This is a genomic window from Candidatus Latescibacterota bacterium (genome assembly GCA_020633725.1).
In the GTDB taxonomy this organism is placed as follows: domain Bacteria; phylum Krumholzibacteriota; class Krumholzibacteriia; order JACNKJ01; family JACNKJ01; genus VGXI01.
Window position 1 is genome coordinate 177,825 of record JACKDC010000002.1, and the last position, 26,736, is coordinate 204,560.

General features: G+C 69.0%; 21 protein-coding genes. 13 read left to right on the forward strand and 8 right to left on the reverse strand.

Going from position 1 to position 26,736, the window contains the following annotated elements:
* The first annotated feature begins 114 nt into the window (after positions 1 to 114).
* The 6 genes from H6693_05275 to prmC all read left to right on the forward strand — a co-directional run bounded on the left by H6693_05275 (position 115) and on the right by prmC (position 6,713).
* A complete protein-coding gene (locus H6693_05275; protein ID MCB9515582.1) occupies positions 115 to 1,626 on the forward strand; it encodes a hypothetical protein in 1,512 nt (503 codons plus the stop codon).
* Positions 1,627 to 2,086: 460 nt separating this feature from the next.
* Complete coding sequence (gene rho / locus H6693_05280; protein MCB9515583.1) at positions 2,087 to 3,340, forward strand: transcription termination factor Rho; 1,254 nt, start codon at positions 2,087 to 2,089, stop codon at positions 3,338 to 3,340.
* A 51-nt stretch (positions 3,341 to 3,391) separates the two neighbouring features.
* Positions 3,392 to 3,616 (forward strand): 50S ribosomal protein L31, encoded by a 225-nt coding sequence (rpmE, locus tag H6693_05285; protein ID MCB9515584.1) that lies wholly within the window; start codon positions 3,392 to 3,394, stop codon positions 3,614 to 3,616.
* A gap of 81 nt (positions 3,617 to 3,697) precedes the next feature.
* Entirely contained in the window at positions 3,698 to 4,729 is a 1,032-nt protein-coding gene (locus tag H6693_05290) for a DUF1385 domain-containing protein (GenBank protein MCB9515585.1), read from the forward strand.
* Positions 4,726 to 5,802: a peptide chain release factor 1 gene (gene prfA, locus H6693_05295; protein MCB9515586.1), complete on the forward strand. Its 1,077-nt coding sequence runs from the start codon at positions 4,726 to 4,728 to the stop codon at positions 5,800 to 5,802. The genes H6693_05290 and prfA overlap by 4 nt, the downstream gene beginning before the upstream one ends.
* Positions 5,799 to 6,713 carry a peptide chain release factor N(5)-glutamine methyltransferase gene (gene prmC / locus H6693_05300; protein MCB9515587.1) on the forward strand — a complete coding sequence of 305 codons (915 nt, stop codon included), beginning with the start codon at positions 5,799 to 5,801 and terminating at the stop codon, positions 6,711 to 6,713. The genes prfA and prmC overlap by 4 nt, the downstream gene beginning before the upstream one ends.
* A gap of 16 nt (positions 6,714 to 6,729) precedes the next feature.
* Here prmC and H6693_05305 read toward each other — a convergent pair whose 3' ends face one another.
* Positions 6,730 to 7,416 carry a hypothetical protein gene (locus tag H6693_05305; GenBank protein MCB9515588.1) on the reverse strand — a complete coding sequence of 229 codons (687 nt, stop codon included), beginning with the start codon at positions 7,414 to 7,416 and terminating at the stop codon, positions 6,730 to 6,732.
* Positions 7,417 to 7,730: 314 nt separating this feature from the next.
* Here H6693_05305 and murA point away from each other — a divergent pair, with 314 nt between their 5' ends.
* From murA to H6693_05320, 3 genes are all read left to right on the forward strand, one after another.
* On the forward strand, positions 7,731 to 9,002 hold the full coding sequence (murA, locus tag H6693_05310; GenBank protein ID MCB9515589.1) for a UDP-N-acetylglucosamine 1-carboxyvinyltransferase: 1,272 nt from the start codon (positions 7,731 to 7,733) through the stop codon (positions 9,000 to 9,002).
* Positions 8,999 to 10,891 carry a selenocysteine-specific translation elongation factor gene (gene selB / locus H6693_05315; protein ID MCB9515590.1) on the forward strand — a complete coding sequence of 631 codons (1,893 nt, stop codon included), beginning with the start codon at positions 8,999 to 9,001 and terminating at the stop codon, positions 10,889 to 10,891. Before murA ends, selB begins: the two co-directional genes overlap by 4 nt.
* Before the next feature lie 84 nt (positions 10,892 to 10,975).
* Positions 10,976 to 13,147 (forward strand): T9SS type A sorting domain-containing protein, encoded by a 2,172-nt coding sequence (locus H6693_05320; protein MCB9515591.1) that lies wholly within the window; start codon positions 10,976 to 10,978, stop codon positions 13,145 to 13,147.
* On the opposite strand, the gene H6693_05325 is transcribed toward H6693_05320, so the two are convergent.
* The 6 genes from H6693_05325 to H6693_05350 form a co-directional block, all read right to left on the reverse strand.
* The gene (locus H6693_05325) at positions 13,144 to 13,803 is read right to left on the reverse strand and encodes a rhomboid family intramembrane serine protease (protein ID MCB9515592.1); all 660 of its coding nucleotides are present in this window, start codon (positions 13,801 to 13,803) and stop codon (positions 13,144 to 13,146) included. The two genes, H6693_05320 and H6693_05325, sit on opposite strands and share 4 nt — an antisense overlap.
* A 112-nt stretch (positions 13,804 to 13,915) precedes the next feature.
* Positions 13,916 to 15,223, reverse strand: a complete 1,308-nt coding sequence (locus H6693_05330; protein ID MCB9515593.1) for a hypothetical protein — start codon at positions 15,221 to 15,223, stop codon at positions 13,916 to 13,918.
* 141 nt (positions 15,224 to 15,364) lie between these two features.
* Positions 15,365 to 15,505, reverse strand: a complete 141-nt coding sequence (locus tag H6693_05335) for a hypothetical protein (protein ID MCB9515594.1) — start codon at positions 15,503 to 15,505, stop codon at positions 15,365 to 15,367.
* Positions 15,506 to 15,704: 199 nt separating this feature from the next.
* Positions 15,705 to 17,087 (reverse strand): peptide MFS transporter, encoded by a 1,383-nt coding sequence (locus H6693_05340; GenBank protein ID MCB9515595.1) that lies wholly within the window; start codon positions 17,085 to 17,087, stop codon positions 15,705 to 15,707.
* A gap of 28 nt (positions 17,088 to 17,115) precedes the next feature.
* The gene (locus H6693_05345; protein MCB9515596.1) at positions 17,116 to 17,715 is read right to left on the reverse strand and encodes a hypothetical protein; all 600 of its coding nucleotides are present in this window, start codon (positions 17,713 to 17,715) and stop codon (positions 17,116 to 17,118) included.
* Positions 17,715 to 19,301, reverse strand: coding sequence for a hypothetical protein (locus H6693_05350; protein MCB9515597.1), 1,587 nt, complete (start codon positions 19,299 to 19,301; stop codon positions 17,715 to 17,717). The genes H6693_05345 and H6693_05350 overlap by 1 nt, the downstream gene beginning before the upstream one ends.
* A gap of 94 nt (positions 19,302 to 19,395) precedes the next feature.
* Here H6693_05350 and H6693_05355 point away from each other — a divergent pair, with 94 nt between their 5' ends.
* From H6693_05355 to H6693_05365, 3 genes are all read left to right on the forward strand, one after another.
* A complete protein-coding gene (locus H6693_05355; protein MCB9515598.1) occupies positions 19,396 to 20,652 on the forward strand; it encodes an SAM-dependent methyltransferase in 1,257 nt (418 codons plus the stop codon).
* A 109-nt stretch (positions 20,653 to 20,761) separates the two neighbouring features.
* Positions 20,762 to 22,147 carry a sigma-54-dependent Fis family transcriptional regulator gene (locus tag H6693_05360; protein MCB9515599.1) on the forward strand — a complete coding sequence of 462 codons (1,386 nt, stop codon included), beginning with the start codon at positions 20,762 to 20,764 and terminating at the stop codon, positions 22,145 to 22,147.
* Positions 22,148 to 22,322: 175 nt separating this feature from the next.
* The gene (locus tag H6693_05365; protein MCB9515600.1) at positions 22,323 to 22,940 is read left to right on the forward strand and encodes a hypothetical protein; all 618 of its coding nucleotides are present in this window, start codon (positions 22,323 to 22,325) and stop codon (positions 22,938 to 22,940) included.
* A 3-nt stretch (positions 22,941 to 22,943) separates the two neighbouring features.
* Here H6693_05365 and H6693_05370 read toward each other — a convergent pair whose 3' ends face one another.
* Positions 22,944 to 26,006, reverse strand: coding sequence for a CHAT domain-containing protein (locus H6693_05370; protein MCB9515601.1), 3,063 nt, complete (start codon positions 26,004 to 26,006; stop codon positions 22,944 to 22,946).
* A gap of 137 nt (positions 26,007 to 26,143) precedes the next feature.
* Between H6693_05370 and H6693_05375 the strand changes: the two genes are divergently transcribed.
* Positions 26,144 to 26,698, forward strand: coding sequence for a hypothetical protein (locus tag H6693_05375; GenBank protein MCB9515602.1), 555 nt, complete (start codon positions 26,144 to 26,146; stop codon positions 26,696 to 26,698).
* The last annotated feature ends 38 nt before the right edge of the window (positions 26,699 to 26,736 follow it).

Sequence of the window (26,736 nt, forward strand, 5' to 3'; positions counted from 1 at the left end):
GTCTGCCCCTCGACACATCATACCATCAGGTCGCTTTGCCGGATCCGGCCGTTCCCGAGGCCGCTGGCTTCGGTGCTCCCCGCTCCCTCTCGATCCAAGGAGGACGGTTCAGGGATGAGACAGTATCACGTGCTCACGGTGGCCCTCCTGGGTCTGGTCGCGCTCGCCATCGGCTGCAACTCCATGCAGACCTCGAGCGCCATTCTGCGCTACCAGCAGGGTGAATTCGAGATGGCCGACTCCCTCTGCGGCGAGGCTCTGCGAGTCAACCCCGAAGACGGCGAGGCCTACTTCTACCGTGCGCTGAGCCAGTCGATGCTCCAGCACTACGACAAGGCCTACGAGAACTTCCGGAAGGCCGCCGAGCTCAAGCCCGACCGTGCCGAGATGGCCCAGCAGAACATCGAGCACAACTTCTCCGAGGTCTACAACAACGGCGTGGACGCGGCGAAGCGGGACGAGACCGAGCTGGCCATCGAGTACTTCACGACGGCCACGCAGGCCAACCCGGAGAATCCGCTGGGCTACATCAACCTGGCCCGCGCCTACTGGACCAAGGCCGACCGGCTCAAGGGCCTGGGCGCCAGCGACGACTTCTTCACCAGCGCCGAGAGCGCCCTGGAGAACTTCAGGCTGGGCCTGGCGCGCGAGAACGACGCGGAGAAGCGCCTGCAGGCCTCCAAGGAAATGACCACCGTGCTCGGCAACCTCTACATCGAGAGCGAAGAGGACAGCCGCGAGCAGTATCTCACGCAGTACCGCGACTTCACGTCCCAGATGGGCCAGCTCTACGGCCCGCACGAGGCCTTCGCCCGCGTGCTCTTCGACAAGGCCGAGGACATGCGCTCCATGAAGCGCAAGCCCGAGCTCTACAAGGACTACTACACCTACGCCGCCGAGGCCTACGCCAAGGCCGCGGACATCCGCCGGGATCTGGGCGAGACCGACGTCAACACGCCGCTCTTCGCGGGCATCGCCTACCTGAACGCCGAGGAGTTCGCGCCGGCCGCCAAGTACCTGAACATGGCCGTCGAGCTGGATCCGAACCTGGAGCAGGCCTGGTTCTACATGGAGTTCAGCTACTACAAGGCCGAGCAGTACGACGACGCGATCAAGGCCGGCCTGTTCATCGACCAGACCCTGGGCAGCACCGATCCCCAGGTCTTCCAGATCCTGTGGCAGAGCTACAAGGCCAAGGCCGTGGCGGCGGACAACGCGGGCGATCCGGCCGGGTTCGCCGAGAACAAGCGGCTCTACGAGGACGCCTACATCACCTACGCCACCTACAAGGGCCTGGCCGACGTGACGCCGCCCGTGCTCCTCTCCAAGGCCGAGGAGAAGGAGAAGGACAAGATCGAGTCGGCGATCTACGAGAAGGACAACGTGGCGATCCTAGAGGCCAAGGTGCAGGGACGCTTCATCAAGGGCGTCATGCTGAACAAGGGCACGGCGACGATCGAGTACGTCGAGATGACCATCGACCTGAAGGACGCCACCGGCGAGATCGTGGGCAGCACCTACACGGAGAAGGAGAACCTCCGGCCGGGCGTGCAGACCCGCTTCGAGGCGGCGATCATCCAGGATGACGTCACCGACTTCGCGATCACCGACCTCGTGGTGGAGTAACCGGGAGCAGTTGGCCCGAATCTTGATTGGTGCCGGGCGGCGAGGCCGTCCGGCACCGCCCTCTCCCGACGCCTGCCGCAGCGCGGCGCCCAGCCCTGAACGTGAGATGGGGTCCGGCGCGGCCCGTCGCTTCGGCTTGACAGCGGCGCGGGGATTGGGTAACTTTAAGTCCTGAGACGCCCTTCAGGGCGCGACCCGGACGTCCCCGTCCCAGACCCCATCGCTTCCAGCGCCAAGTCTGACCGTCCGCGACACCACGCGGAGTCCCATTTTCCGATTGCCTGGAGTGAATCCTTTGAGAGCAGAAACTGACGAGAAGACCTCGCGCGGCCGTCGGCGCGGCTTCGACCGCCGCCGTGGCGGCCACCGCCAGCAGCACAGCGCCGACATGGGCGAGCACCCGAACGGCCACGGCAGCGATCCCGATACCGTCGATCGCGAGACCGCCAGCGGGGCCGTGATGGACATCGCCCAGCTCAAGCGCGAGCCGGTGGGCAACCTCGCGGAGATCGCGCAGGGCCTCGAGATCGAGGGCGCCAGCGGCATGCGGAAGCAGGAGCTGATCTTCCGCATCATCGAGGCGCAGACCCAGCAGAAGGGCTTCCTCTTCTCGGAGGGTGTCCTGCAGGTCCTGCCCGAGGGCTACGGCTTCCTGCGCTCGCCCGACTACAACTACCTGCCCGGGCCGGACGACATCTACATCAGCCCCAGCCAGATCAAGAAGTTCGATCTGCGGACGGGCGACACGGTGTCCGGCCAGGTGCGTCCGCCCAAGGAGAGCGAGCGCTACTTCGCGCTGCTGCGGGTGGAGACGATCAACTACGTGCCGCCGGGGGAGGGCAAGACCAAGGCGAAGGTGCTCTTCGACAACCTGACGCCGCTCTACCCGGAGGAGAAGCTCGAGCTCGAGTGGAAGGCCACCGACCTGACCACTCGCGTCATCGACCTGATGACGCCCATCGGCAAGGGCCAGCGCGCCCTGATCACCGCCCCGCCGCGCACGGGCAAGACGGTGCTGCTGCAGAACATCGCCAACGCGATCAGCACCAACAACCCCGAGGTCAAGCTCATCGTGCTGCTCATCGACGAGCGGCCCGAAGAGGTGACCGACATGCAGCGCAACGTGAAGGGCGAGGTCATCAGCTCCACCTTCGACGAGCCCGCCGAGCGGCACGTCCAGGTGAGCGACATGGTCATCGAGAAGGCCAAGCGCCTGGTGGAGCACGGTCACGACGTCGTGATCCTGCTGGACTCCATCACCCGCCTGGCCCGCGCCCACAACGCCGTGGTGCCCCACTCGGGCAAGATCCTCTCTGGCGGCGTGGACAGCAACGCGCTCCAGCGCCCGAAGCGCTTCTTCGGCGCGGCGCGCAACATCGAAGAAGGCGGCAGCCTGACGATCATCGCCACGGCCCTGATCGAGACCGGCAGCCGCATGGACGAGGTGATCTTCGAGGAGTTCAAGGGCACCGGCAACTGCGAGATCATCCTGGACCGCCGTCTGAGCGACAAGCGCGTCTACCCGTCCATCGACATGTTCCGCAGCGGAACCCGCAAGGAAGAGCTGCTGCTACCAGAGGCGGTGCTGGGCAAGATCTGGGTGCTGCGCCGTTTCCTGAATGACAAGCCCATCGTGGAGGCCATGGAATTCCTGCTGGAGAAGATGGCCAAGACGAAGACCAACCAGAAGTTCATGGAGTCCATGAACGCCTGATTCCCATCGGAGCCACCTGCGCCCCGAGGAAAGGCAAGGAGGAACCCCGCGATGAAGAAGGGCATTCACCCCGAGTACATGACCTGCACGGTGACCTGCCTCTGCGGCAACGTCATCGAGACCCGTGCGACGCAGCCGGAGATCAAGGTGGACATCTGCTCGAACTGCCACCCGTTCTACACCGGCAAGCAGAAGCTGGTGGACACGGCGGGTCGCGTGGAGCGCTTCCAGAAGCGCTTCAAGGACTACCGCAAGCAGCTCGACCAGCAGGGTTAGCGACGCTTCCGACGGGCGCGCCCCACGGCGCGCCCGTTTTTCTATAGCCCCCGGCGGCGGGGACCAGCCCGGCGGTACAGCATGAGAGCCGAAGAAAGAGAAAGCTTCGCGGTCGGCGGCCAGGCGGTCATCGAGGGCGTGATGATGCGGGGACGGGACTTCGTGGCCTGCGCGGTGCGCACGAGCGAAGGCGAGATCGTCCTCAAGAAGGAGCCCTTCCGGAGCATCCTCAGCCGGCTGAAGCTGGCGAAGGTGCCCATCGTTCGCGGGGCCATCGGTCTCGTGGAGACGATGATCCTCGGCATGCGCATCCTGTCCTACTCCGCCGAGGTGGCCATGCCGCCCGAAGAGCGCAAGGACAAGGAGAAGGGCGAGGGCGGCGGCCTCAAGGCCAAGCTCGGCCTCGGCCTCACCCTGGTGCTGGCCTTCGTGCTGGGCCTGGGCATCTTCTTCTACCTGCCCCTGATCCTCACCGACCTGGTGCCGGGCACCGAGAGCGGACTCGCGTTCAACATCGTGGACGGCTTCTTCCGCCTCGTGATCTTCCTGGCCTACATCTGGGGCATCAGCCTCATGCCCGACATGCGCCGCGTCTTCGAGTACCACGGCGCCGAGCACAAGACGATCAACTGCTACGAGTCGGACATGCAGCTCACGCCCGTGAACATCAAGGCCTGCACACGCTTCCATCCCCGCTGCGGAACCAGCTTCCTGCTGCTGGTGATGGTGGTGTCGATCCTGGTCTTCATCCCGCTGGGGCGGCCGGAGAGCATCGGCGAGCGGCTGCTCCGCCTGGCCTTCGTGCCCGTGATCGGCGGCGTGTCCTACGAACTGATCAAGCTGAGCGCGCAGGAGCGCTTCTTCCGCTGGATGAAGCCCATCGTCATGCCCGGCCTCTGGCTGCAGCGCGTGACCACGCGCGAGCCCGATCTCGACCAGTGCGAGGTGGCGCTGCGCTCCCTGGCGGCCTGCCTGGAGCCCGAGGAGCTGGCCGCCCGCATCCCGATGGAAGAGCCGGACTTCTCGCCGCCGCCCATGCACTACGACGAGGACGCCATCGACCCCGATCTGGAGGACGGGGAGGCCCCCCGCCGCGAGGTCAACGCCGAATGAGAGATCTCCGCCCCCGCGTCCGCGAAGTGCTGGACCGGCTGGCCGCGCTCGAGAAGGAGATGCTGGACCCGGCCGTGCTGGCCGACCGTCGCCGGGCCAAGGAGCTCGGCGGCGAGCTGAAGCATCTGCAGGCCGTCGCCGGCCCCGGGCGCCGCTATGTCGCGGCGCTCGACGCCATCGACGAGGCCGAGGAGCTCCTCCACGGCAGCGACGCCGAGCTGAAGGAGCTGGCCCGTGCCCAGAAGGAAGAGGCCGAGGACGCCCTGCCCGGCCTGACCGAGGACCTCGAGCGCCTGCTCATCCCCCGCGACCCGGACGACGACCGCAACCTCATCCTCGAAGTCCGCGCCGGTACCGGCGGCGAGGAGGCCGGCCTCTTCGCCGGCGACCTGCTGCGCATGTACGAACGCTACGCCGAGCGCAAGGGCTGGCGGATGGAGCTGCTCAGCGCCACCGAGGGCTCGGCTGGCGGCTTCAAGGAAGTCGTGCTCGCCGTGCGCGGCGAGGGCGCCTACGGCGAGCTGCGCTACGAGTCGGGCGTCCACCGCGTGCAGCGCGTGCCGGCGACGGAGTCGCAGGGGCGCATCCACACCAGCGCCGCCAGCGTGGCCGTGCTGCCCGAGGTGGAAGACGTGGACGTGGAGATCGACCCGAACGACCTGCGCATCGACGTCTACCGCTCCAGCGGACCCGGCGGCCAGAGCGTGAACACCACCGACAGCGCGGTGCGCATCACCCATGTCCCGAGCGGGCTGGTGGTGAGCTGCCAGGACGAGAAGAGCCAGCACAAGAACAAGGCCAAGGCGATGAAGATCCTCGCCGCGCGGCTCTACGACCTGGAGAAGAGCAAGCGCGACGCGGAGATCAGCGCCCAGCGCCGCGACCAGGTGGGCAGCGGCGATCGCTCGGCGAAGATCCGCACCTACAACTTCCCGCAGAGCCGCATCACCGACCACCGCATCGGCTTCACGACGCACAATCTGGCGGGCGTGCTGGAGGGCGACCTGGAAGAGATCGTCGAGGCGCTCAAGCTGAACGTGCAGGAGCGCATGCTGGCCGCGGAGGACGCATGAGCCTGCCGGCGCAGGACCCCTCGGAGCCGGTCTGGACCCTGCTCGACGTGCTGGGCCCCGCCGCCGACTACCTCGACGACGCCGGCGTGGAAAACGCCCGCTACGACGCCGAGTGCCTGCTGGGCAGCGTGCTGGGGCTGAGCCGCCTCGATCTCTACCTCCAGTACGAGCGGCCGCTGAGCGAGGAGGAGCGCGGGCGCTTCCGCACGCTGCTGCGCCGGCGCCGGGCGCGCGAGCCGCTGCAGTTCATCCTCGGCGAGGTGGAGTTCCTGGGGCTGGCCTTCGCCGTGCGGCCGGGCGTCTTCATCCCGCGGCCCGAGACCGAGCTGCTGGCCGAGCGCGTCCTCGCCCGCATGGACGCCGAGTTCCCCCAGGGCGGTGGCAAGCTGGGCGTGCATCCGCTGCGGGCGCTGGAGCTGGGCGTGGGCAGCGGGGTCATCGCCGTGGCGCTGGCCGCCAAGCGTGGCGACCTGCAGATCTGGGGCAGCGACATCTCCGCCGAGGCCCTGGCCCTCGCCGCCCTCAACGCCGAACGGCACGGCGTGGAGGCGCGGATCGATCTCCAGCATCGCGAGGGACTGCCGGCCGGCAACGGCGCCGACGTGCAGCTCATCGTGAGCAACCCGCCCTACGTCCGCCCGGACGAGGCACCGCTCCTGGCGCCCGAGGTGTCGGAGCACGATCCCCCCGCGGCGCTGTTCGGCGGCGACGACGGCCTCGACTTCTACCGCCTGCTGGCGGCCGAGGCCCCCGCGCGCCTTGCGCCCGAGGGCCTGCTGGCCGTGGAGATCGGTGCGGAGCAAGGCGAGCCCGTGCGCGCGATCTTCGAGGCGGCGGGCTTCACGGACGTCGCGGTGGAGCAGGACTACAGCCGCCGCGACCGCTTCGTCTTCGCGCGGAAGCCGGTCTGACCTCCGCCGATCCCGATCAATACAGCGACTTGATGTGGCTCATGCTCGTCGACTCCACCGAAGTGGTGCCGGCGAAGCGGAAGTTCACCGCGCCCATGAAGCCGGGATTGTCGTGGGAGTAGGTGGTCGGGAAGTTGAGGTGGCTCGAGTAGTTGTCGATCCAGCTGCCATCCAGCAGGGTGAGGGCGGGATCCATCAGCTCGGCCGCGGTGACGATGATCTGCTCAGGGAAGTACCACATCGCCTGCATGTCGGGCCAGAGGTCCCAGGTTTCAAGATGCTCCTGCCCCGATGGCTGGAAGCGCACGAACATGTACTCCTGTCCAGCCTGCAGGACGACCGGATCGATGTCGAAGTACCGGTACTCCCCGTGCACCTCACCCGGTTCGCCGGCCTCGATCTGTACGTCGGCCAGCAGTTCACCGTCCGGGAAGGAGTAGATTCCGACCTCGGTGCGCTTCCACAATCCGTAGTGCGGGTCGAAGATGGTGTTGGTCGAGTCGAAGACGCCGAGCTGGAGCACCTCAATGCTCTCTTCGGCGCGCACGACGTAGCCGTGATTCGGGCTGTAGACGGAGCCGACGGACCAGGCGAGACACCAGATCTCCCAGCTGTCGAAGTAGAATCCGACAGTCTTGGCGCCGGCCTGGCCGGTCCCCAGAAGAAGCATGCCGACGACGAGCAGACGAGTAGCAAACCGCATGGGAGTCCTCCCCCGGATGGTGTGAAGCGCGGAGGCGCATCGCGAGGGGATGGCGCGCGCCCCGGTTGTCGGGCGAGGGCTGCAGCCGGGGGAGACGGATGTGCCGCGAGATCCCAGGCGGCGCCGTCTCCCGTCGTGCACGGGAGATACTCAATGATGTGGGAAAGAACTGCAGAAGTCAAAGGCAGTAGTGAATTCGCGGCGGGCGGGTCCAGCCGCGCCGACGCGGACTGATCTGCGGGGCCGCTTTCCTGTCGCGCGGCCCGCCTCTGGAATGCTAGAACGACTCGGGGGTTGTGCCCCGGGAGGACCCCATGGAACGCTTCGTCATCGAAGGCCCCGTTCAGCTCACCGGGCGCGTACGCGCCGGCGGCTCCAAGAACACCGCACTGCCGCTGCTCTGCGCCGCCCTGCTGGCGCCGGGGGAGTCGCGGCTGCGCAACGTCCCGCGGCTGCGGGACATCCGCACCATGGTGCGGGTACTGGAGACCCTGGGCGCCCGCTGTACGCACGACGGTCACGAGCTGGCGATCGACGCCACGGAGATCCCCGGCCGCGAGGCGCCCTACGAGCTGGTCAAGACCATGCGCGCGTCGGTCTACGTGCTGGGGCCGCTGCTGGCGCGCTTCGGCGAGGCGCGCGTCAGCCTGCCGGGCGGCTGCGCCTGGGGACCGCGCCCCGTGGACCTGCACTTGATGGGCATGGAGCGCCTGGGCGCGCGGGTGGACCTGGAGCACGGCTACATCCACGCGAGCGTGCCGGCCGGCGAGCGCCTGAAGGGTGACGAGATCACCTTCAAGGTGTCGAGCGTGGGGGCCACGGCCAACGTGATGATGGCGGCCGTCCTCGCCCGCGGCCGCACCGTGCTCCACAACGCCGCGCGCGAGCCGGACGTGGTGGCCCTGGCCGAGGGTCTCATCGCCATGGGGGCGAGAATCCAGGGCCACGGGACGGGCACGATCACCATCGACGGCGTCGACGCCCTCGCCCCCCTCGAGATGAGCGTGCCGTCCGACCGCATCGAGGTGGGCACCTTCCTCGCGGCGGCGCCCATCACGCGCGGCAAGGTGCGCGTCGAGGGCTGCGTCCCCCGCGAGCAGCGCGCGCTGCTGGCCATGCTGCGCGAGGGCGGCCTGCCGATCGAGCAGGGCGACGACTGGATCGAGGTGGACGCCACCGCCACGCGCCTGCGAGCGCTGGAGGTCATCACCGCGCCCTATCCCGGCTTCGCGACGGACATGCAGGCGCAGATCATGGCCGCCTGCGCGCTGGCCGACGGCGTGAGCACGATCACCGAGACCATCTACGTGGACCGCTTCACGCACGTGGCCGAGCTGCGGCGGCTGGGGGCGCAGATCCGTCTGGACGGGAACGTCGCCGTGGTGCGCGGCGTGGACCGCCTCTCCGCGGCGCCCGTGATGGCCACCGACCTGCGGGCGTCTGCCGCGCTGATCCTGGCCGCCTGCGGCGCTGAGGGCGCGACGACGCTGAGCCGCATCTACCACATCGACCGGGGCTACGAGCGCATCGAGGAGAAGCTCGCCGCCCTGGGCGCGAGAATCCGCCGCGAGGACGAGCCCGCATGAAGTCCATCATCATCGGCACGGCGGGCCACGTGGACCACGGCAAGACGCGCCTCGTGGGACGTCTCACCGGCACCAACACGGACCGCCTCAAGGAGGAGCAGAAGCGGGGCATCAGCATCGAGCTGGGCTTCGCACGGCTCGACCTGGGCGACGTGGAAGCGGGCATCGTGGACGTGCCCGGGCACGAGAAGTTCGTCCGCACCATGGTGGCCGGCGCGGGCGGCGTGGACTTGGCGCTGCTGGTGGTGGCCGCGGACGAGGGCGTCATGCCCCAGACCCGCGAACACGTGGAGGTGCTCGAGCTGCTGGGCGTGACGCGCGGGCTGGTGGCGCTGACCAAGATCGACATGGTCGATCCCGAGCTGGTGGAGCTGGCGGCGGAGGACGTCCGCGAGTATCTCGCCGAGACCTCGCTCGCCAGTGCCGAGGTCGTGCCGGTGTCTTCAGAGACCGGCGAGGGCCTCGAGGATCTGCGCGCCGCGCTGGCCGCCCTGGCCGCCGCGACGCCCGAGCGCGGGGGACTCGGCCCCTATCGCCTGCCCATCGACCGCGTCTTCACGCTGGCGGGCAAGGGGACGGTGGTCACGGGCACGAGCTGGAGCGGCAGCGTGCGCGCGGGCGACACGCTGGAGCTGATGCCGCGGGGGATCAGCGTGCGCGTGCGCAGCCTGCAGGTGCACGACCGCCCCGTGGACGAGGCCCACGCCGGCCAGCGCACGGCGCTGGCCATCCACGGCGTGAAGCACGACGAACTCACCCGTGGCGAGGTGCTCGTGAGCCCCGGCCGCTTCCAGGCCAGCAACATGGTGACGCTCAAGGTCAACTGTCTCGCCAGCTGCCCGCGCCCCCTGCGCCATCGCACGCGGCTGCGCTTCCACTTCGGCACCCAGGAGATCCTCGGGCGGCTGGTGCTGCTCGACCGCGAGGCGCTCGGCCCCGGCGAGAGCGGGCTCGCCCAGGCGCGCATGGAAGAGCCGGCGGTCTGCGCGCCGGGGGACCACGTGATCGTCCGCTTCTACTCGCCCATGCGCACGGTGGCCGGCGGCGAGGTGATCGAGGCCACCGCGCCCAAGCGTCGCCACGGCCGCGCGCGCGACCTGGAGGCGGTGCGCCTCAAGGAAGGCGGCGACCCGGCGGTGATCCTGGAGCGGAACATCCTCGACGCGGGCGCGTCGGGCTTCGCCGATCGCGACGCGCAGCTCCTGGTGGAGAAGTACAAGGGCGAGAATCCGCTGCCGGAGCTGCTGGAGAGCGGGCGGGTGATCGCCCTCGGCAAGCGGCTCTTCCACGACGACGCGGTGACGCGACTCGCCGACGGCATCGCCGAGCGCGCCGGTCGCTTCCAGGCCGAGCACCCCCTGGCCTGGGGTCCGGCGCGGCAGGGTCTGCGCTCGGCGCTGGCGCCGGAGGTGCCGCAGGCGTCCTTCCAGTTGCTGCTCGAGTACCTCGAGCAGCAGGGCGCGCTGCGCCTGCGCGGCGAGAGCGTGCGCGTGGGCGAAGACGACCCCGCCCCCACCGGCGCCGCGGCCGGCTGGGTGGAGCGCGCCGACGCCGCCTGGCGCGACGCCGGGCTCTCCCCGCCCGCCATGAGCACCTTCGCCGAGCTGGGCGTGCCCGCCGACCAGGTGCCGGACCTCGTGGACTACCTGGTGAGCGGCGGGCGCCTGCTGCGCGTCTCGACCGAGATGCTGGTTCACGCCGAGGCCTTCGCGCGCCTCCTGGACGGCCTGCGCGCGCTCTTCGCCGAGAAGGACGCCATCGCGGTGGGCGACGTGGGCCAGCGCCTGGACGTCAGCCGGAAATACAGTGTGCCCATCCTGGAGCTCTGCGACCGCCTGGGCTACACCGAGCGCCGCGAGTCCGAGCGGCGCCGCGGGCCGAAGCTCTAGCCCCCTCCATCCCCGGTTTGCGCCGCGCCTCCCGCGGGACTATCATGCTATAATAAAGGTCGGGCACAGGCTGGAGGGGGCGTCATGCGCAGCGAAGTCCTGATTGTCATGCTGGGAATCCTCGGCGCGGGCGCGGCGCCCGCGGGTGGGCAGTGCGTCAACTACGAGGACGTGATGCACGTCGAGAGCATGCTCGACCTCGGCGGGCCAGCCCGAAGCGTCGCGATCGTCGAGGACGTGGCGCTGGTCGCCGGCGGGGATGCGGGACTTGCCGTCGTCGACCTGTCCGGCACGGATCCCGTCCTCGCGCAGACCCTCCCGACGCCGCTCCTCGCCGAGGACGTGGACGTCCAGGGCCAGTTCGCCTATCTGGTCCAGTACGACAACGGCTGGCCGCCCGAGCCCAGCCTGCTGTGGATTCTCGACGTCAGCGCGCCCGCAGCCCCTGTGTTGATCGGCGAGCTGGAGCTGCCTGGCTTCGCCTACGAGATCATCGTGGAGGACGATCTCGCCTACATCGCCACGGGATGGGAGGGCGGCTACCCGAGCTTCCGGATCGTGGATGTCTCCGATCCACAGCATCCTACCGCGCTCGGTTCCGGGGGCTCCGGCGGGCCGGACGCGGGTGTCGTGGGCTTCGCGGTGCAGGGCGGATTCGTCCACTTCGCGGTGAATGGCCTGATCGGCAGCTACTACGATATCTACGACGCCACGGACCCCGCTGACCCCCAGCTTGTGGCGAACGTCGACATTGCCCAGGACTACGGCGGCATCGCCCTCGCCGGCCCGCTGGCCTACGTCAGCACCTTCGACGGGCTCGTGGCCCTCGACATCTCCGACCCCGCCAGTCCGCAGGTTCTGGCGACGGCTCCCGCGCTGGGCGGCCACCCCCTCTTCGCGGGCGGATACCTCTTCCTGGTCGGCGACGGCATTCAGGTCGCCGACGTGAGCGACCCGCTGGCGATGACCCTTCTCGGCGAGATGGACCTGCCCTCCTCGCCCCAGGAGATGGCGGTGGTGGGCGGTAGCGCCTTCGTCGCCTGCCAGAATGCCGGCCTCGTCGACGTCTACCTGGGCGGATTCGAGACCGCGTCGCCCCTCAGCGTGCTGGACGTGGGCACGGGGTCAGACGTCGCCGTCGATGGCGCCCTGGCCGCCGTGGCGAGCTTTCAGTCTCTGGTCACGGTCGACGTCAGCGACCTCGGCCAGCCAGCGGAGCTCGGCTCGCTCTATCTCGGCGAGTATCTGCAAGCCGTGGCGATCGACGGCAGCCGCGTCTACGGCGCGGCCGAGGACCTCGGGCTCGCGGTCTTCGACATCGCCACGCCGACCGCCCCGAGCCTGGTGACGACGCTCCCGCTGCCGGGTCCCGCCGTGGACATGGCCTTCAGCGCGCCCTACGCCTTCGTTTGCACGTACTACTCCGGCCTGTGCGCAGTGGACCTCAGCAGCCCCGAGTCGCCGCTGCTTCTCGACACCCTGCCCTTGCCCGGCGCGACGGTCTACTGCACCCTTGTGGGATCGCTGGCCTACGTCATCAATCATGGCTGGCTCACGATCGTCGACGTGTCCGATCCCGCGCAGCTGACGGTGCTGAGTCAAACCGCGCTGCCCTACGACTACGAGTCGGTCACGGTGGCCAGCGACCTCGCCTATGTCTGCGCCTATGGAATCTACGACGCCGGCCTGCGCGTCTACGACGTCTCGACGCCGGGTGCTCCCGAGCTGCTCGCGGAGAACCCGGACCTCGGAATGACCCGTCTCATGGTGGACGGTCCCGTGGGCTATGGCGCGACCGGGCAGGGACTGGTCGTGCTCCAGCTCGTCCCGCCGACCCATCCCCAGCGCCTCGGCGGCGCGGATGCACTCCTGCTACGCAACCTCCAGGTCACCGGGGACGCGGTCTTCTGTGCCGAAGTCGAGGGCCTGCGCATCCAGCCCCTCCAGTGCGCGCCTACTTCAGTGCCTCCCTCGGCGTCCGACGTGATCGCGCTGGACGCCTGGCCCAACCCCTTCAACCCCAAGGTCACCCTGCGCTTCACGCTGCCGGCCGCGGGGCGCGCGACGCTCTTGATCAACGACGTCTCGGGCCGACGCGTGGCGACCCTCGCCGAGGGCGTCTACGGCGCCGGCGAACAGCGCTGGACCTGGGACGGCCGGGACTCGCGGGGCCGCGCGGTGGCGTCGGGGGTCTACTTCGCGACGCTGAACACCGCGTCGGGAAATGGGAACAGGAAGCTGGTGATGCTCCGCTAGCCGCGACGCGCGGGCCGGCGGTAGGTGTAGATCAGCAGCCCCAGCGACAGCGCCATCACCGCGCCGTAGAGCGCAGGGCTGCGGGCTACGATGCCGGGATAGAGCGCCGTCGTCACGAGCAGGCCGATGATCGCACCGCCCAGGTGGGCATCGTGGCCGATGTTGCCGAAGCCGCTGCGCATGCCCGCGCCCGTGGCCACCACGAAGAGGATCGCGAAAAGCCAGGACGGGATCGCCATGGGAATGGGGAAGACCGTCACGCTGCCGCCCGGCAGCAGGAAGATGCTCGCGAAGATCACCCCGCAGACCCCGCCCGACGCGCCGAGGGCCCGGTAGACCTGGTTCCGGTGCATCGCCAGCGCCAGCAGGTTGCCGCCGAGGATCGCCGCCACGTAGATGAGCGCCAGCGGCAGGGGCCCGTAGACCTGCTCGATCAACCGGGCGAACGAGTAGAAGCTGAACATGTTGAAGAGCAGGTGCGGCAGGCTGGCGTGCAAGAAACCTGCCGTGAAGAGGCGGTAGAGCTGCCCCGCGCGCACGGCCTGCACGTCGAACAGGAAGCGCCGGACCACCTGTTCGTCACGGAAGCCCAGGGCCGAGACCACCACCGTGGCGATGATGATGGCGACGGTGACAAGTGCCGGCGATGCGTCCACGGGGCCCAGACTCCGAGTTCGGATGAGGTCAGTCCCTGGACCCTATGCCGAGGCATGGAGGTAGTCAAGAGATCCGCGCTGCTACTGGGCCGGCACCCGATGGCCGACTCGTCTAGTAGAGCGCTTTGATCGCACTGATGCTCGTCTCGGCCGTGCTCACCGCGCCGCAGTTCACAGGCAGTGCGCCGATGAGCTCGCCGCACCCGTTGTTGTTCGGGGCGCAAGGCGAGTCGCTCTGCAGGTAGTAGTTACCGCTGCCGGGAATCCCGCAGAACTGCGGGTCGGCTTCGATGTTGCCGTTCACGCCGAGTTGGTCGGCGTAGCAGTCGACCCAAGCGTCACCGAAGGGGCTGTAGATGTCGCAGCAATGGAAACTGGGAGCAGCAATTCCGCATGAGTAGGCGGTGAGACCTTCGCCAAGTACGAGTAGACAGTCTACGATCTGTGGGTCTTCACCGCCCCGGAGGTAGGAAGTGCTTTGTGCGACTCCTGTCGAGACGAAAGTCGACTGCTCCACGCGCAGCGCGGTGCTCGCGGATGCCAATACCTCGCAGCCAAGCGATGGGGTTGCTGAGGCACGCACGAACTGACTGGTCACGATGAGCAGCTCATCGCCCCCAGCCGCGATGCTCGAACCGTCAGCTCCGTATCCACTCGAATTCTCTTGGAAAACCGTCTTCGTGATTGTGCAATTCAATCCTGACTGCGATATGGCACCTCCAATACCATATGTCCAGTTCGCTTCGAAGCGGCTGCCGTCCACGAGAAGCTCTGCACCACTGGCATAGACCGCACCGCCGCCGCCACCCAGGTTGTTGTCGCTGTAATTCCCGTAGAACTCGGAGTCCGATATCGCGACTTGAGAAGAGGTGGCAAAGATTGCCCCGCCTCTGCCCCCTCCCCCGCCATGGTGCCCCACATTCTCAGTGAATGTCGAATAAGTGACCTCCAGTGTAGTCCCGCCGCAGTAAACCGCACCGCCCTCTCCCGCGCCGACTTCAGACTCCGTTGCGCGATTATCGCTGAATTCGCAGTTGTCAACGAGGACATCCGAATCAACGGCATAGATGCCGCCCCCCTGACTGCCCGCATAGTTGGAGATGAATCGGCAGCTGTGGATTCCGACTTGGGCGCTTTGGATATTGAATCCACCTCCGTCGGCGTCATTGTAGGCCCCGCCGTGCATGAAAGTGATTCCCTCGATCCGCGCCCGAAGAGGCGCGTTCCAGCAGCGGAGGATGGAGCCGTTCTGGCCGCCATCGATGACGACACAGTTGGGACTTCCAGTCGCACTACGCAGGGTTACTCCACTGCGAACTAGCATGGCACTCTCCACATAGGTACCACATTCAACGACGACGGAATCCCCGCTCCAGGCATGTTGCAACCCCTGAGTGATTGATGGGTAGTCGTCAGGCACGTGAATCTCCAGCGCCCACGGCTTTCCGCAACAAACACTCAGCCAAAGCGCTGTAAGGATCAGGGCTCTCGGTTTCCAGCCAGCACGGGGTTGAAATCGCATGGCGACTCCCAGCTTGACGGGCCCGCACGGCTATCCGGGCTATTCAATCCAGTAGGTCACAAGATAGCCGATCTCATTGCCAGCCACGTCGTAGGCCATGATGATCTTTCGTTTCGGTCCTGGAAAGCCCTGGGGAACATCCTGCGCGTTCCCGAACGCCAGGCCATCCAGAGCTTTCACCTGTCCCGACGCAGAAATATCTCCCGTAGCTTCGACATCGCTGCCACTCGAGATGCTCCCACTGCAGACAAGGTGTACAGAGTCCGTATTGACCTGACAGCCACCCCCGAATCTCCCAGGATTAGCTTAAGTGTCCCACAGGTGGGGGGGCATGCCAACGGTGATCAGCTTATGCCACATCCATGCTACGCCGGGCGGCCTACTCGTGCGACGCCACGGCGGCCTTCAGCGCCTTGCTGAAGGCCCAGATGGCCAGCCCGGCCGCCAGGCCCAGCAGGCAGAGCATGCCGAAGAACGTCTCCCGGCTCATGCGCTCGTAGAAGGTGCCCAGGAAGCCCGACATGTAGTTGCCGAAGAAGCTGGAGAGGAACCACACGCCCATCATCATGGAGACGATCCGAGCGGGCGACACCTTGGTCACCAGCGAGAGGCCGATGGGCGAGAGGTAGAGCTCGCCGATGGTGAGGACGAAGGTCGTCCCCAGCAGCCAGAGCACGCTGCGCTGGTCCTCGGGGCCCATGCCGCGCGTGCCGGCGATCATGATCAGGAAGGACGCGCCGAGCAGGAAGCAGCCGATGGCCATCTTCATCACGCTGCCGGGCTCGCGGCGCCGGCCGTTCTGCCAGGTCCAGAACATGTTCAGCAGCGGCGCGAAGGCGAAGATGATCAGCGGGTTGAAGGCCTGATACCAGGTGGACGGCATCTCCCAGCCGAAGATGCTCCAGCTGGTGTTGCGGTCGGCCCAGAGCTGCATGGTGTTGCCCTGCTGCTCGTAGACCCCCCAGAACACGATGTTCAGCGCGCAGAGCACCACCAGCGCGATCACGCGGCGCCACTCGCCGGCGGTCAGCGGCTCCTTCTCGGCCTTGCGCGCTGCGCGTCGCTCGGCGATCTGCTCGGGCGCGAGGTAGCGCTGTCCCCACAGGTAGAGCAGGAGCCCGAGCACCATGCCCACGCCCGCCGCGCCGAAGCCGTAGTGCCAGCCCACCTTCTGCCCCAGCGTGCCGCAGACCAGGGGCGAGAAGAACGAGCCCAGGTTGATGCCCATGTAGAAGATGGTGAAGGCGCGATCGCGACGCGGATCCCCGGGCGGGTAGAGGTCGCCCACCTGCGTGGAGATGTTCGGCTTGAAGGCGCCGTTGCCCATCACCAGGAAGAGCAGCGCGGGGAAGAAGAGCCACTCCACGGCCATGAGGAAGTGGCCGATGGCCATCAGCACGGCGCCGAGCACGACGCTCTTGCGCCGTCCCAGCCAGCGGTCGGCCAGGACGCCGCCGAAGAGCGGCGTCAGATAGACCAGGCCCGTGTACAGGCCGTAGATCTGCGACGAGAGCGGCTGCGCCTCGAGCGGCCCGAAGATCGACTCGAGCACGCCCTTGACGGCTGTGAAACCCAGGACGTGCCGCCCCACGTCCGGCCGCAGGAAGAGGTGGTCCACCATGTAGAGGACCAGCAGCGTGCGCATGCCGTAGTAGGAGAAGCGCTCCCACATCTCGGTGAAGAAGAGCACGAAGAGGCCGCGCGGATGGCCGAGGAAGCTGGGCTCGCCGACGTCGGCGCGGGGGACGGTGGGGTTGAGGATCGGCAACGGCGTCGGTCCTGGGCTGGGGTCAGTAGCGGGCCTTCACGGCGCCGAAGCTCGTCGGTTCGCTGGCCGTGGGGATGAACGTGCGCGTGCCGTTGGGCTGCCAGGCCCAGTCGAAGCTCACGAGCGAATCGGCGAGGGCGGTGACCTCGATCTTGACGGCCGTCGTCTCGATGGCGGCTCCGGCCTGCACCTGCAACAGCGCGTAGCTGTGACCGGGCGCCGCGATGGCGAAGCGCTCGAGCGCCACGGGCGCGCCGAGTTCGTCCAGCATGTCCGCCACCGTGTCGATGCCGCGCTCACCCAGATCGGCGATGAGCACGCGGTCGAAGAGCGTCCCGGGATCCTCCGGCGCGCGGAGCCAGTGCTCGGTCTCCCCCGCCTCGAGCTCCACGTAGACGAGATCCGCCAGCCCCGCCATCACCAGGTCCAGGTAGCCCGACAGGCTGTCCACCTGCCCCGCGGCGAAGTCCATGCCCTGCACGAGGCCGTTCGTCTGGATGCTGTCCTGCGTCGCCAGGCGCAGCGCGGCCGAGCCCGAAGGCAGTCCCCAGGGGTCGACGTGGTCCGCCCGCACCGCGGTGGCCAGCGCGAGGCAGCCGAGGGCGAGCAGCGCGCGGCGCATCAGAAGCCCTCCACTGGCAGGTCCATCGCGCCGTCGCAGTCGCCCAGCGCGCCGATGTCGCCGCAGGCGCCGCCCAGCGCGGGGCTCGCGGCGTCGACGCGCCAGTCGTCGACGTCGGGATCGCAGAAGAGCGGGTCCGCCAGCAGATCGCTGGCGCCGGGATCGAGGCCGCCGTAGTCGCCCACGGGGTTGTCCCAGAGCAGATTGCAGACGAGCGTCGGGGCGGCGCCCGACTGCAGGAAGAGCCCGCGGCCGCCGCGCGCGACGATGCAGCGCTCCAGCGTCACCGCGCCGGCATCGGAGAGGAAGGCCCCCGCGAGATCCGAGTCCAGCACGCTGGATGTCGTGAGCGTGCCCGCGGCGCCGTCGCGCAGCCAAAGGCCATACCAGTGCGAGCGCAGGATGAGCAGGCGTTCCGCGTCGAGCGCCCCGCCGCTGAGGGACACGCCGTGGTCGTTGCCGTCCAGCACGCAGCGCGCGATGGCGAGCGCGTCCTGGGGGCGGCCGTCGAGGAAGACCCCCGCGGAGCCGCAGCGCGTCACCCGCGTATCCTCGACGGTGGCGCTGCTGTGGTAGAGGTAGATGCCCGTGGATGCGGCGCCCGTGATCGCGAGGCCGCGGATCTGCATGGCCTGGCTGCGTCCGCTGAGATAGAGGCCGAAGTCGTTGTCGCCCTCGCCCGCGTCCAGCGCCACCGGCCCGACGCCCGGCATCGGGGCGAGCAGCAGGTCGGCCGCGTCGAGGCGCAGGGCGGCGCTGCCCACGCCCGGCAGCTCCTGATGCGCCAGCGAGTAGCTGTCTTGCGCGAGGAGCAGCGTGTCGACGCCCATGGCCGCGCAGTAGTCGACCCCCGCCTGCAGCTCGGTGATCAGGCTGTCGGCGTGCACGCCGGGCAGGAGCAGCACGCTGGTGGGCGCCACGGTGATCGTGAGCCGGTTCTCGACGTCGGGCTGGATGAACAGCGTGTCTGGATAGCCGGCGAAGACGGGTTCCAGGGACCGCGCGCCGTGGAAGGCGTCGGTGGCGAAGCTCACGACCACCTTCTCGCCCCAGGCCACCGCGTCGAAGAGCTGCGTGCTCGCCGGCGTCGCCAGCGTGTCCACGTCCAGCACCGCCACCGGCACGGCCGCCGGATTGCCCTCCAGGTCCACGATGTCCACGCGCAGCGAGCCCGTGCGCTCGATCACCGGGACGTCCAGCGTGCGCACCACGGGAGTGGCGTCCTCGGCGTCGCGCACCAGCACGCTGAATTCCACGGTGTCCACGGCGGCGAAGCTCGACGGCGCGACCCAGGTGACCGTGGAGTCGTTGTTCACGTTGCCGGCCCAGCTGCCCACGCTGCCCGAGCTCCACGCGAAGCGGAGGAGATCGTCGTCGAGGTCCGTGGCCGACACGCTGAGCCGGAAGCTGTCGCGGGGGGCGAGCGCCGCGGGCGGGGGATCCATGAAGATGTCGCTCACGGAGGGCGGGTGGTTCTCGGGGAGGTCGTTGACCTCCAGGCTGCACGCGGCCGCCAGCAGGGTCAGCGCCCCGAGGAATGGGAGCAGGAGGCGGAGACTGTTCGGGCTGTGGCGGCGTGGCCGCATCGGGTCCTCCCGCGGACGTGGCCCTTCCCGGGGCGCCGGGGAATGATAGACTATGGCCACGATGCGCCCAACCCCAACTTGAGGAGCCCCCTCCGTGTCCAGCGCCGAGCAGCTCGTCGCCCGTCTCCTGGGACCGGAAGGGCAGGCCCTGGCCGCGGCCGTCGACGCCCTGCCCGCCGCCGAGCGCGCCACGCCGCGCGCCGTGGCGGCCCTGCGCCGGCTGGGCGACGCGGAGCTCGTCGCCCTGGCGCTGCGCGTCGCCGAGGCCGAGACGCGCCGGCCCCTGAAGTTTCCCGCCGCCGAGCCCCTGCGCTTCACGCCCGAGCTGCTGGAGCAGGCCAGCGCGCATCCCGTGGCCAGCCATCGCGCGGCGCGGCTCGCTCCCTTCGGCCCCGTGCTCGACCTGGGCTGCGGCGCCGGGGGCGACCTGACCCGCCTCGCCGCCGCGGGCGCCCGGGTCGCCGGCCTCGAGGCCGACCCCCTGGCCGCCGCACTGGCCCGCGCGAATCTCGCCGCGCTGGGGCTGGAGGGCGAGGTCGTCACCGGGCGCCACCCGGGCACGCCGCTGCCCGCCCACCGCGCGCTGTTCCTGGATCCGGCGCGTCGCGCCGCAGGTCCGCGGGGACGTCGCCGCCGCGATCCCCGCGCGTTTTCCCCGAGCGCGGCGGAGGTGGCGGCGCTTCTCCGCCACAGCGACGCCTGGTGTCTCAAGTGGGGGCCGGCGCTGCCGCTGGACGACGACGAACTGGCCGGGCCGGACGGCCCGCTGGCAGGCCTCGCCCCGGGCGACTGGGAGCTGGAGACCGTCTCCTGGCGGGGCGAGCTGCGCGAGGCGGTGCTCTGGGGTGGGGCCGCCCGTCGCGGCGTGACGCGCCAGGCCACGCTGCTGGACGGGGACGTGGAGCGCTGGGCGACCCACGCCTACCGTGGCGACGGGCGCGTCCCCACGCCCACCCCCGCGCCACCCGGGCCCTGGCTCCACGAGCCCGACCCCGCGCTCATCCGCGCCGGCCTCCTCGACGCTTTCGCCACCGAGCACGGCCTCGCGCCGGTGGCGCCGGCGATCGCCTACCTCACCGGGGACGCCACGCGCAGCCCCTTCCTGCGGCGATGGCCCCTGCTCGAGCAGCTGCCCCTCAGCATCCCGGCCCTGCAGGCGGCGCTGGACCGTCACGACGCGGGGCCGCTCGTCCTCAAGAAGCGCGGCTTTCCGCTCGATCCGGAGACACTGCGTCCACGTCTGCGCACAGGGGGTAAACGGCCGGTGACGGTCCTCATCTACCGCGATCGGCGGGCGCCAGGGGGCCACGAGCACCAGGTTTGCGTGTGCGGGGAGCAGGCCGGAGAGTAACTTCGGGTTTACCGAGCAAGAAAAGTTGTTTTACAAAATCCGGATTTGCCGTTAACTCCTCCGCACGTCGGCGCTCGACAGCCGTGTCACTCCGGCCCGTGAGGAAACGATGACAATGGTCAACGCAAGTGTACTGCTGCTGGACCCCAACGGGGTGCTGATCATGCGCTGGGCCGAGGCCCTGGCGGGGGACTACCAGGTCGAAAGCGCCCGCAGCGCGGAGGACGCTCTCGCCCAGCTCGGTGAGTGGCTTCCGGATTACCTGGTCCTGCACCTGGAGCCGCGCAACGCGGTGCCGCTCCTGGACGGCCTGGAGCGCCTGCTCCTGCTCAACCCAGAGCTGCCCGTGGTGCTGGCGCTCGATGACGGTCTACCTCCCGAGCAGCGGCTGCGCGCGCTGCGGCAGCCGATCTACGCCCACCTGGCCTCGGACTGCCGGCTCGAGGAGCTGCGCATCGTGCTCGACCGGGCGCGCGACCACAGCCGCCGGCAGCAGGAGCGGCTGCTCCTGAGGCAGCAGCGGCTGGACTTGGACGTCTACGAGATGGGGGGCAGCCTCGGCGCCCTGCACGAGGAGATCCAGCAGGCCGCGGGCACGGAGCTGGGCGTGCTCGTCTACGGGAATCAGGGCAGCGGACGCCGCGAGGTGGCCAAGAAGCTGCACCTGCTCAGCAAGCGGGCCCGGGAGCCCTTCGTGTCCTTCAATCCCGCGGGGCTGTCGGTGGAGGATTGCCGCGTGCGGCTCTTCGGCCGCGAGAGCCGCGACGGCCTCCGCCGCCGGGGCCTCCTGGAGATCGCCGACGGGGGCACGCTGCTGCTCGAGGGCGTCGAGCGCCTGCCGCGCAGCGTGCAGGCGGAGCTCTACCGCGCGCTCCACGAGAAGCGCTGCACGCGGGTCGGGGGCATCCACCCGGTGTCGCTGAATGTCCGCCCCATGGCCACCGCCTGCCGGTCGCTGACCGACGCCGCGCGCGAGGGCGAGTTCCACGGGGAGCTCTTCAGCCTGCTGCACGTCTACTCGCTGGCGGTGCCGTCGCTGGACGAACGGCGCGAGGACATCCCCGCGCTCGTCCGGGGCTACCTCCGCCGCTACGGGCGCCGCCACGGCCGCCCGGAGCTGGAGCTGGATCCGGCGGTGGAGGCCTTCCTGATGCGACGGAACTGGCCCGGCAGCCTCCACGAGCTGCGCCGCAGCGTCGAGCTGGCCGTGCTGCGGGCCGAGGGGCGCACCGTGACGCTGGCCGACTTCGGCGTGAACGGTCTGGATGTGGAGCTGCTCCCGCTGTCCTATCGCAAGGCCAAGAAGCTCACCGAGATGGACTTCAAGCGCCGCTTCTTCTCGCGCCTCCTGCGCCTGGCGGAAGGCAAGGTGACCGCGGCGGCCCAGATGGCCGACGTGCCGCGGCCGAGCCTGTCCACCATGATCAAGGAGGCGGGGCTCGCCGCCGAGAGCTTCAAGCCCGCCCGTGCCACGCGCAAGGCGGCGGCACGCTAGCGTTCCGGCCCGCCGGCTGCGTCACAATCTGGTGTCGGTGTCGAAGCAGGTGCCCAAGTGGCACCTGCTTTCGGTTTAACCCCCACGTTACATCCCGTCCTCCCGGTGACGACGCAGGGACGCGCCGTTCGGCCGCTCCCGTCGCGCTCGTCGCAGCTCGAACCGGGAGGATTCCATGCAGAGCCACACGCAGCAGCGCCGTGCCCTTCTCGTTCTCGCCCTTGCCATCGTCCTGTTGATCGCCCTGCTCGCCGGCTGCAGCCGCGACGGGGAGAGTCCCCTCGTCTCACCGTTGACGCTCGACGGCGCGGCGGACCCGCCCGCCGCCGGTCCGCTGGGAGTGAGGTCCGCGCTCACCTTCGCCGAGGCGATGGCGGCCAGCGACAGCGCCACCTACGCGTCCTACTCCGCCACCCTGAGCGGGGGCGGCACGCTGCTCGGCACCTGCCCGGGTTACAGCGACACCTGCAAGCTCCAGGTGCCGGCGGGCGCCTACCAGGGGCCGGCGCCGCTGTCGGTGCTGGTGCCCTGTACCCACGTGCCCGTCTACCAGCTCCTGCCCCACGGGCAGACCTTCAGCAGCGCCGTGACGGTGACGCTGGACTACTCGCTGTGGCTGGCCAATGGGACGTTCGCGGTGGGGGACACGCTCGAGGTCTTCTACATGGACGAGGTGAACGAGGAGTTCGTCGCGCTCTCGCCGCCGGCGATCGTGGTGGCGGACTCGGTGAACACGACGATCAGCTTCCAGACCCTGCACTTCTCGCGCTGGCGTGCGGCCAAGAAGAACTAGGCGCTAGCGCGCAGATCGCAGGATCTGCCACGGCGCCCAGGTACAGGGGTCAGCCTGCTCGTGTGGGCTGGCCCCTCTGTCGAGCTTGGTTCGGCGCAGTGCCTCGTCCGCGCTGAGGCCTTCGCGAAGGTGGCGATAGAACAGCAGGGCGAAGTCCTCGCCGGAGGAGTCCGGCACCTTGATCGGACTCGCGAGCACGCACCCCGCGCCCCCTGCGAGAAAGGCGCGTGGCAGGTCCAGACCCCGTCCGCGGCGGTCCACCGTCTCGCAGCTCACCAGGAAGACCAGCGGTGTGTTCCACGACTCGGCGGCAACGCGCTGTGCGTCGAGGAGTCCGTCCTGCCCGAGCGCGAGGGCCGTCTGCCCGGGGCTGAAGCGCCCCGCCACGCTGTGCAGCACGATGTGGAGCAAGTTGCCGCGCGCTGCGGCATCGATCACTGCCTTCACCGTGACCGTGTCGCCCAGGGCGGAGCGGCTGCCAGGGGCGCAGAGTGCCGCCACGGACTCCGCCTGGGCCTCGGCATGCGCCAGAGGCGGACGGCCGGGTCCCGCCGCCGCGTTGCGTCCGAAGGTCAGCGCGGGGATGTCGCCGAGCCCTGCCGGCCAGTCGTGAACGGCGGGCTGGAGCGAAGGCACCTGGACCACGGGACCCCTTTCGAGAGAGCTGCGACCATCGAGGCGGAGCAGGTCCCAGGGCAGGGCGCGGAGGCTGCCGTCGGCCAGCACCTGAAGTGACGTCCCCGGGGGCCAGTGCCCGGCGAAGGGCTCCACGAGCAGCTCGCCGAGTTCGGTCTCAGCGGCGACGTCCCGCTGGCGGCCTGGCCTCGACACGCCGTCGAGCACGCGCTGCCCAAGGCGTTCGAGCTGCGCCCTGCCGGGGAGTTGCCGGACCTCGATCGTGTCGCCGCGGACGAACCAGACCGTGCTCACCTTCGGAGCCAGCAGCAGGATCAGCGTGGGTTGCTGCGGCATCGCCACGGGTTCGATGGGCTTCCCATCGAGCAGCTGCTGGAGTTGGTGGCGCCAGGTGAGGCTGGCCAGTGCGGCTTTGCGGTTGAGACCGTCGCGAAGCTCGAGGCGCACGAGTCCTTCCACCGCTTCCCGCAAGGCATCGCGAGCGATGTAGCGCAGGGTCGCTGTCTCGAGACGCTGGTTGACGTCGCCAGTTTCCTCCACGACCGTGCGGTAGGCCTCGCGAGCCCGGGTCGCCACGCCGCGAGCCTCCTCGCTTCGCCCAACGGCGAGCAGGGTCTTCACGCGAAGGTCCTGGGGCAGGGAAGGCGACTGGGCAAGCAGCGCGCGCGCGCGGCGCAGAGCATCTGCCGGACGTCCATCGGCCTCGTCGCAGCGAATCAGCCAGTAGTCGCGCTCCTGGAGGTTCCGCAGGCCTCTGCGCTCGGCCAGGAGCTTGCCCACCTGTCCCAATTCGGCGCGGGCGGCCCCGACGCTGTCCGCAGCCAGCAACGCCTGCGCGAGGACCAGCCGTTGCTGCACCACGATCGCAGGGCGATGGCTGGCCACTGCCGAGTCCAGGGCCTCGTGGATGAATTCGAGACCGAGAAATGGATCGCCGCCGTCCTGGGCGATCTGTCCACGGAGCGCGAGGACGCGCGCCGATCCGGACGCGGAAGGAACCTGGGACAAGCGCAGCACGCAGGAGTCCAGCGCCGCGTAGGCGCGCACGCGATTGCCGGCCTCCTGCTCGAGCTGTGCTCTGAGCAGTCCCGCTTCCAGGGGATAGTCCTCGGCGTTGCCGCGGGGAACCGGCTCCAACAACAGCCGCTCCATCTCCAGCAGGGAAGATTCGACGACGGGGAAGTTGCCGAGGGTCAGCGCGCGCTGGGCCCGGTGAAGCGCACGCCGCGCGATCGCGTAGGGGTGCTTCTGGCTGGCGAGTCCCGCATTCTGGGAATCTGCCAGCTGGCCGAGCGAGTCGGCGCGTGCAGCTTGCCCCATGATCGCCGAGAGGTCGGCGTCGTCCAGGTACACCGCCCACTGGGCCTCAAGAGTGCCCGTGGACGCCGCTTCGACGTGCGCGGAGTCGATCCACGCGCGCGCCAGATCCAGCTCGGCGAGTTGAAGGTAATCGTCGGCGACGTTCAGGAGGATGAGTGTGCGATCGAGCCGGAAGTTGAGGCGGTCCATCAGGCGCACTGCCTCGATGTCCAGATCCAAGGCCCGGCCGATTTCGCTGAACTCAACGTAAACCGAGGACTGCTCGCCGATGGCGATGACCTCGACGAACGCGGCCCCTTCGGTCCGAGCGCGTTCTCGCGTGCGATCGAGGACGATGAGCGCTCGACCCGGCTGCTGCGCTTCGATCAGATGCTCCGCCATGTTGATCCCGGCCCACAGCGCCCAGTGCTCCCCCGAAGACTGCTCGTAGAGCTCGATGCTGTAAGCCTCGGCGTGCAGCGCCGCGTCAAGCTGCCCCTCCGCGGCGAGGGCCTCACCCAGCACCTTCCAGAAACGCGCCTCGAAGAAGGGGCCGCCCAGGCCGCGCGCGGAGGGGATCGCATCGAGAAGTTCGCCCGAGCGGCCGGCGGGGTCTCGCCACATGGCGCGTGACAGGCGGAAGACGAGGCGGTCCTCCTCCGTGCCGAACGACTCTGGCGCGATGTCCCCCAGCAGCGAGTCCCGCACCGACTGCTCTTCGGCAAGGACAACGGCCAGTACGGCAGCCGCCGGGCTGCGGGGTGGGATGAGCGCTTGAACTGCCGCGACGCTGTCCGGATCGGTCTGCAGCAGGGCGTCGCGCTCGACGCACTCCAGCCAGAGCAGTCGCTCCGGCTCCCGCCGCCACCGCGCGAAGAACTCGGCGACCGCCGCGTCGTGGGTCTCCGGGTCGTCGAGACGGAGATCGAGGCCGGCCCGCCACTCGTGGTCAGGGGTGAGCGGGCCGCCGGGCCGCCGGTCGGCGCGGGATTGCTCGAGGGCACGCGCGAGTCCGGGGGGAACGGGGATGTCGTCGAGGATCCCCTCAGTGTAGGAGGACTCCCCCTGCGGACGACAGGATCCGCCTCCCAAGATGACGGCCAGGGCCAGGGTTGCCGCGAGAAGGAACATCGATGTGACAAAGCGTCTCGACAAGGCAGCGGCTCCCGTACGGCGTGCGGTATGGTACCAAATGTGAATTGAGGGTACCCTGTGGACTTGCTCGGCTCAAGTCCGGAGAGGGGCGAATACGGGAGGAGCGAGAGAGCATGGACTGGGACCTGGACGAACTCATCCGGCGGATCCGGGCCGGAGACGTGGCCGCGGAGAACGAGCTCTGCCGCCTCGTCTACCCTCGGCTGATCCGCAAGGCGAGGGCCATGGTCTCGGACGCGGGGATGGAGGGTCCCGAGGATGCGGTCGCGGTCGCTCTCGGCAAGTTCATCGATTTCGTGAAGCGCACGCCGGTCTTCGACCGGCCCGTCTTGCCCTACCTGATGGGGGTGCTGCACAACGCCTGCCTCGACATCCTCAAGCGCCGCCGGGCGATGGAGCGGTTGATCGGCAAGGCGACGCAGCGTGGAGGAGGCGGGGAGCCACGGCCTCCGCAGCTCCCGGACGTCCCCTTCGACCTGCTCCACCGGGAGATCCTCAAGCTGAAGTGGCCTTGTCCGTTGCTCCTGATTTCCATTTATTACTACGACATTCCGACCAAGGTGCTCGCGGCGCTCCTCCTGGGCCGGCCTGTAACATTACAGGCGATTTTCAAGCGCAGAGATAATTGTCTCAAGGAGCTGTACCGAAGGTTGAATCTGGATCTCTAGCAGCGTTTGTAGGGTGGAGGCAGGCGATGGCGGAACGG

Coding starts and splice junctions, on each gene's coding strand:
- H6693_05275 (MCB9515582.1), top strand. CDS start 115: ATGAGACAGTATCACGTGCTCACGGTGGCCCTCCTGGGTCTGGTCGCG.
- rho (MCB9515583.1), top strand. CDS start 2,087: ATGGACATCGCCCAGCTCAAGCGCGAGCCGGTGGGCAACCTCGCGGAG.
- rpmE (MCB9515584.1), top strand. CDS start 3,392: ATGAAGAAGGGCATTCACCCCGAGTACATGACCTGCACGGTGACCTGC.
- H6693_05290 (MCB9515585.1), top strand. CDS start 3,698: ATGAGAGCCGAAGAAAGAGAAAGCTTCGCGGTCGGCGGCCAGGCGGTC.
- prfA (MCB9515586.1), top strand. CDS start 4,726: ATGAGAGATCTCCGCCCCCGCGTCCGCGAAGTGCTGGACCGGCTGGCC.
- prmC (MCB9515587.1), top strand. CDS start 5,799: ATGAGCCTGCCGGCGCAGGACCCCTCGGAGCCGGTCTGGACCCTGCTC.
- H6693_05305 (MCB9515588.1), bottom strand. CDS start 7,416: ATGCGGTTTGCTACTCGTCTGCTCGTCGTCGGCATGCTTCTTCTGGGG.
- murA (MCB9515589.1), top strand. CDS start 7,731: ATGGAACGCTTCGTCATCGAAGGCCCCGTTCAGCTCACCGGGCGCGTA.
- selB (MCB9515590.1), top strand. CDS start 8,999: ATGAAGTCCATCATCATCGGCACGGCGGGCCACGTGGACCACGGCAAG.
- H6693_05320 (MCB9515591.1), top strand. CDS start 10,976: ATGCGCAGCGAAGTCCTGATTGTCATGCTGGGAATCCTCGGCGCGGGC.
- H6693_05345 (MCB9515596.1), bottom strand. CDS start 17,715: ATGCGCCGCGCGCTGCTCGCCCTCGGCTGCCTCGCGCTGGCCACCGCG.
- H6693_05350 (MCB9515597.1), bottom strand. CDS start 19,301: ATGCGGCCACGCCGCCACAGCCCGAACAGTCTCCGCCTCCTGCTCCCA.
- H6693_05360 (MCB9515599.1), top strand. CDS start 20,762: ATGACAATGGTCAACGCAAGTGTACTGCTGCTGGACCCCAACGGGGTG.
- H6693_05365 (MCB9515600.1), top strand. CDS start 22,323: ATGCAGAGCCACACGCAGCAGCGCCGTGCCCTTCTCGTTCTCGCCCTT.
- H6693_05370 (MCB9515601.1), bottom strand. CDS start 26,006: ATGTTCCTTCTCGCGGCAACCCTGGCCCTGGCCGTCATCTTGGGAGGC.
- H6693_05375 (MCB9515602.1), top strand. CDS start 26,144: ATGGACTGGGACCTGGACGAACTCATCCGGCGGATCCGGGCCGGAGAC.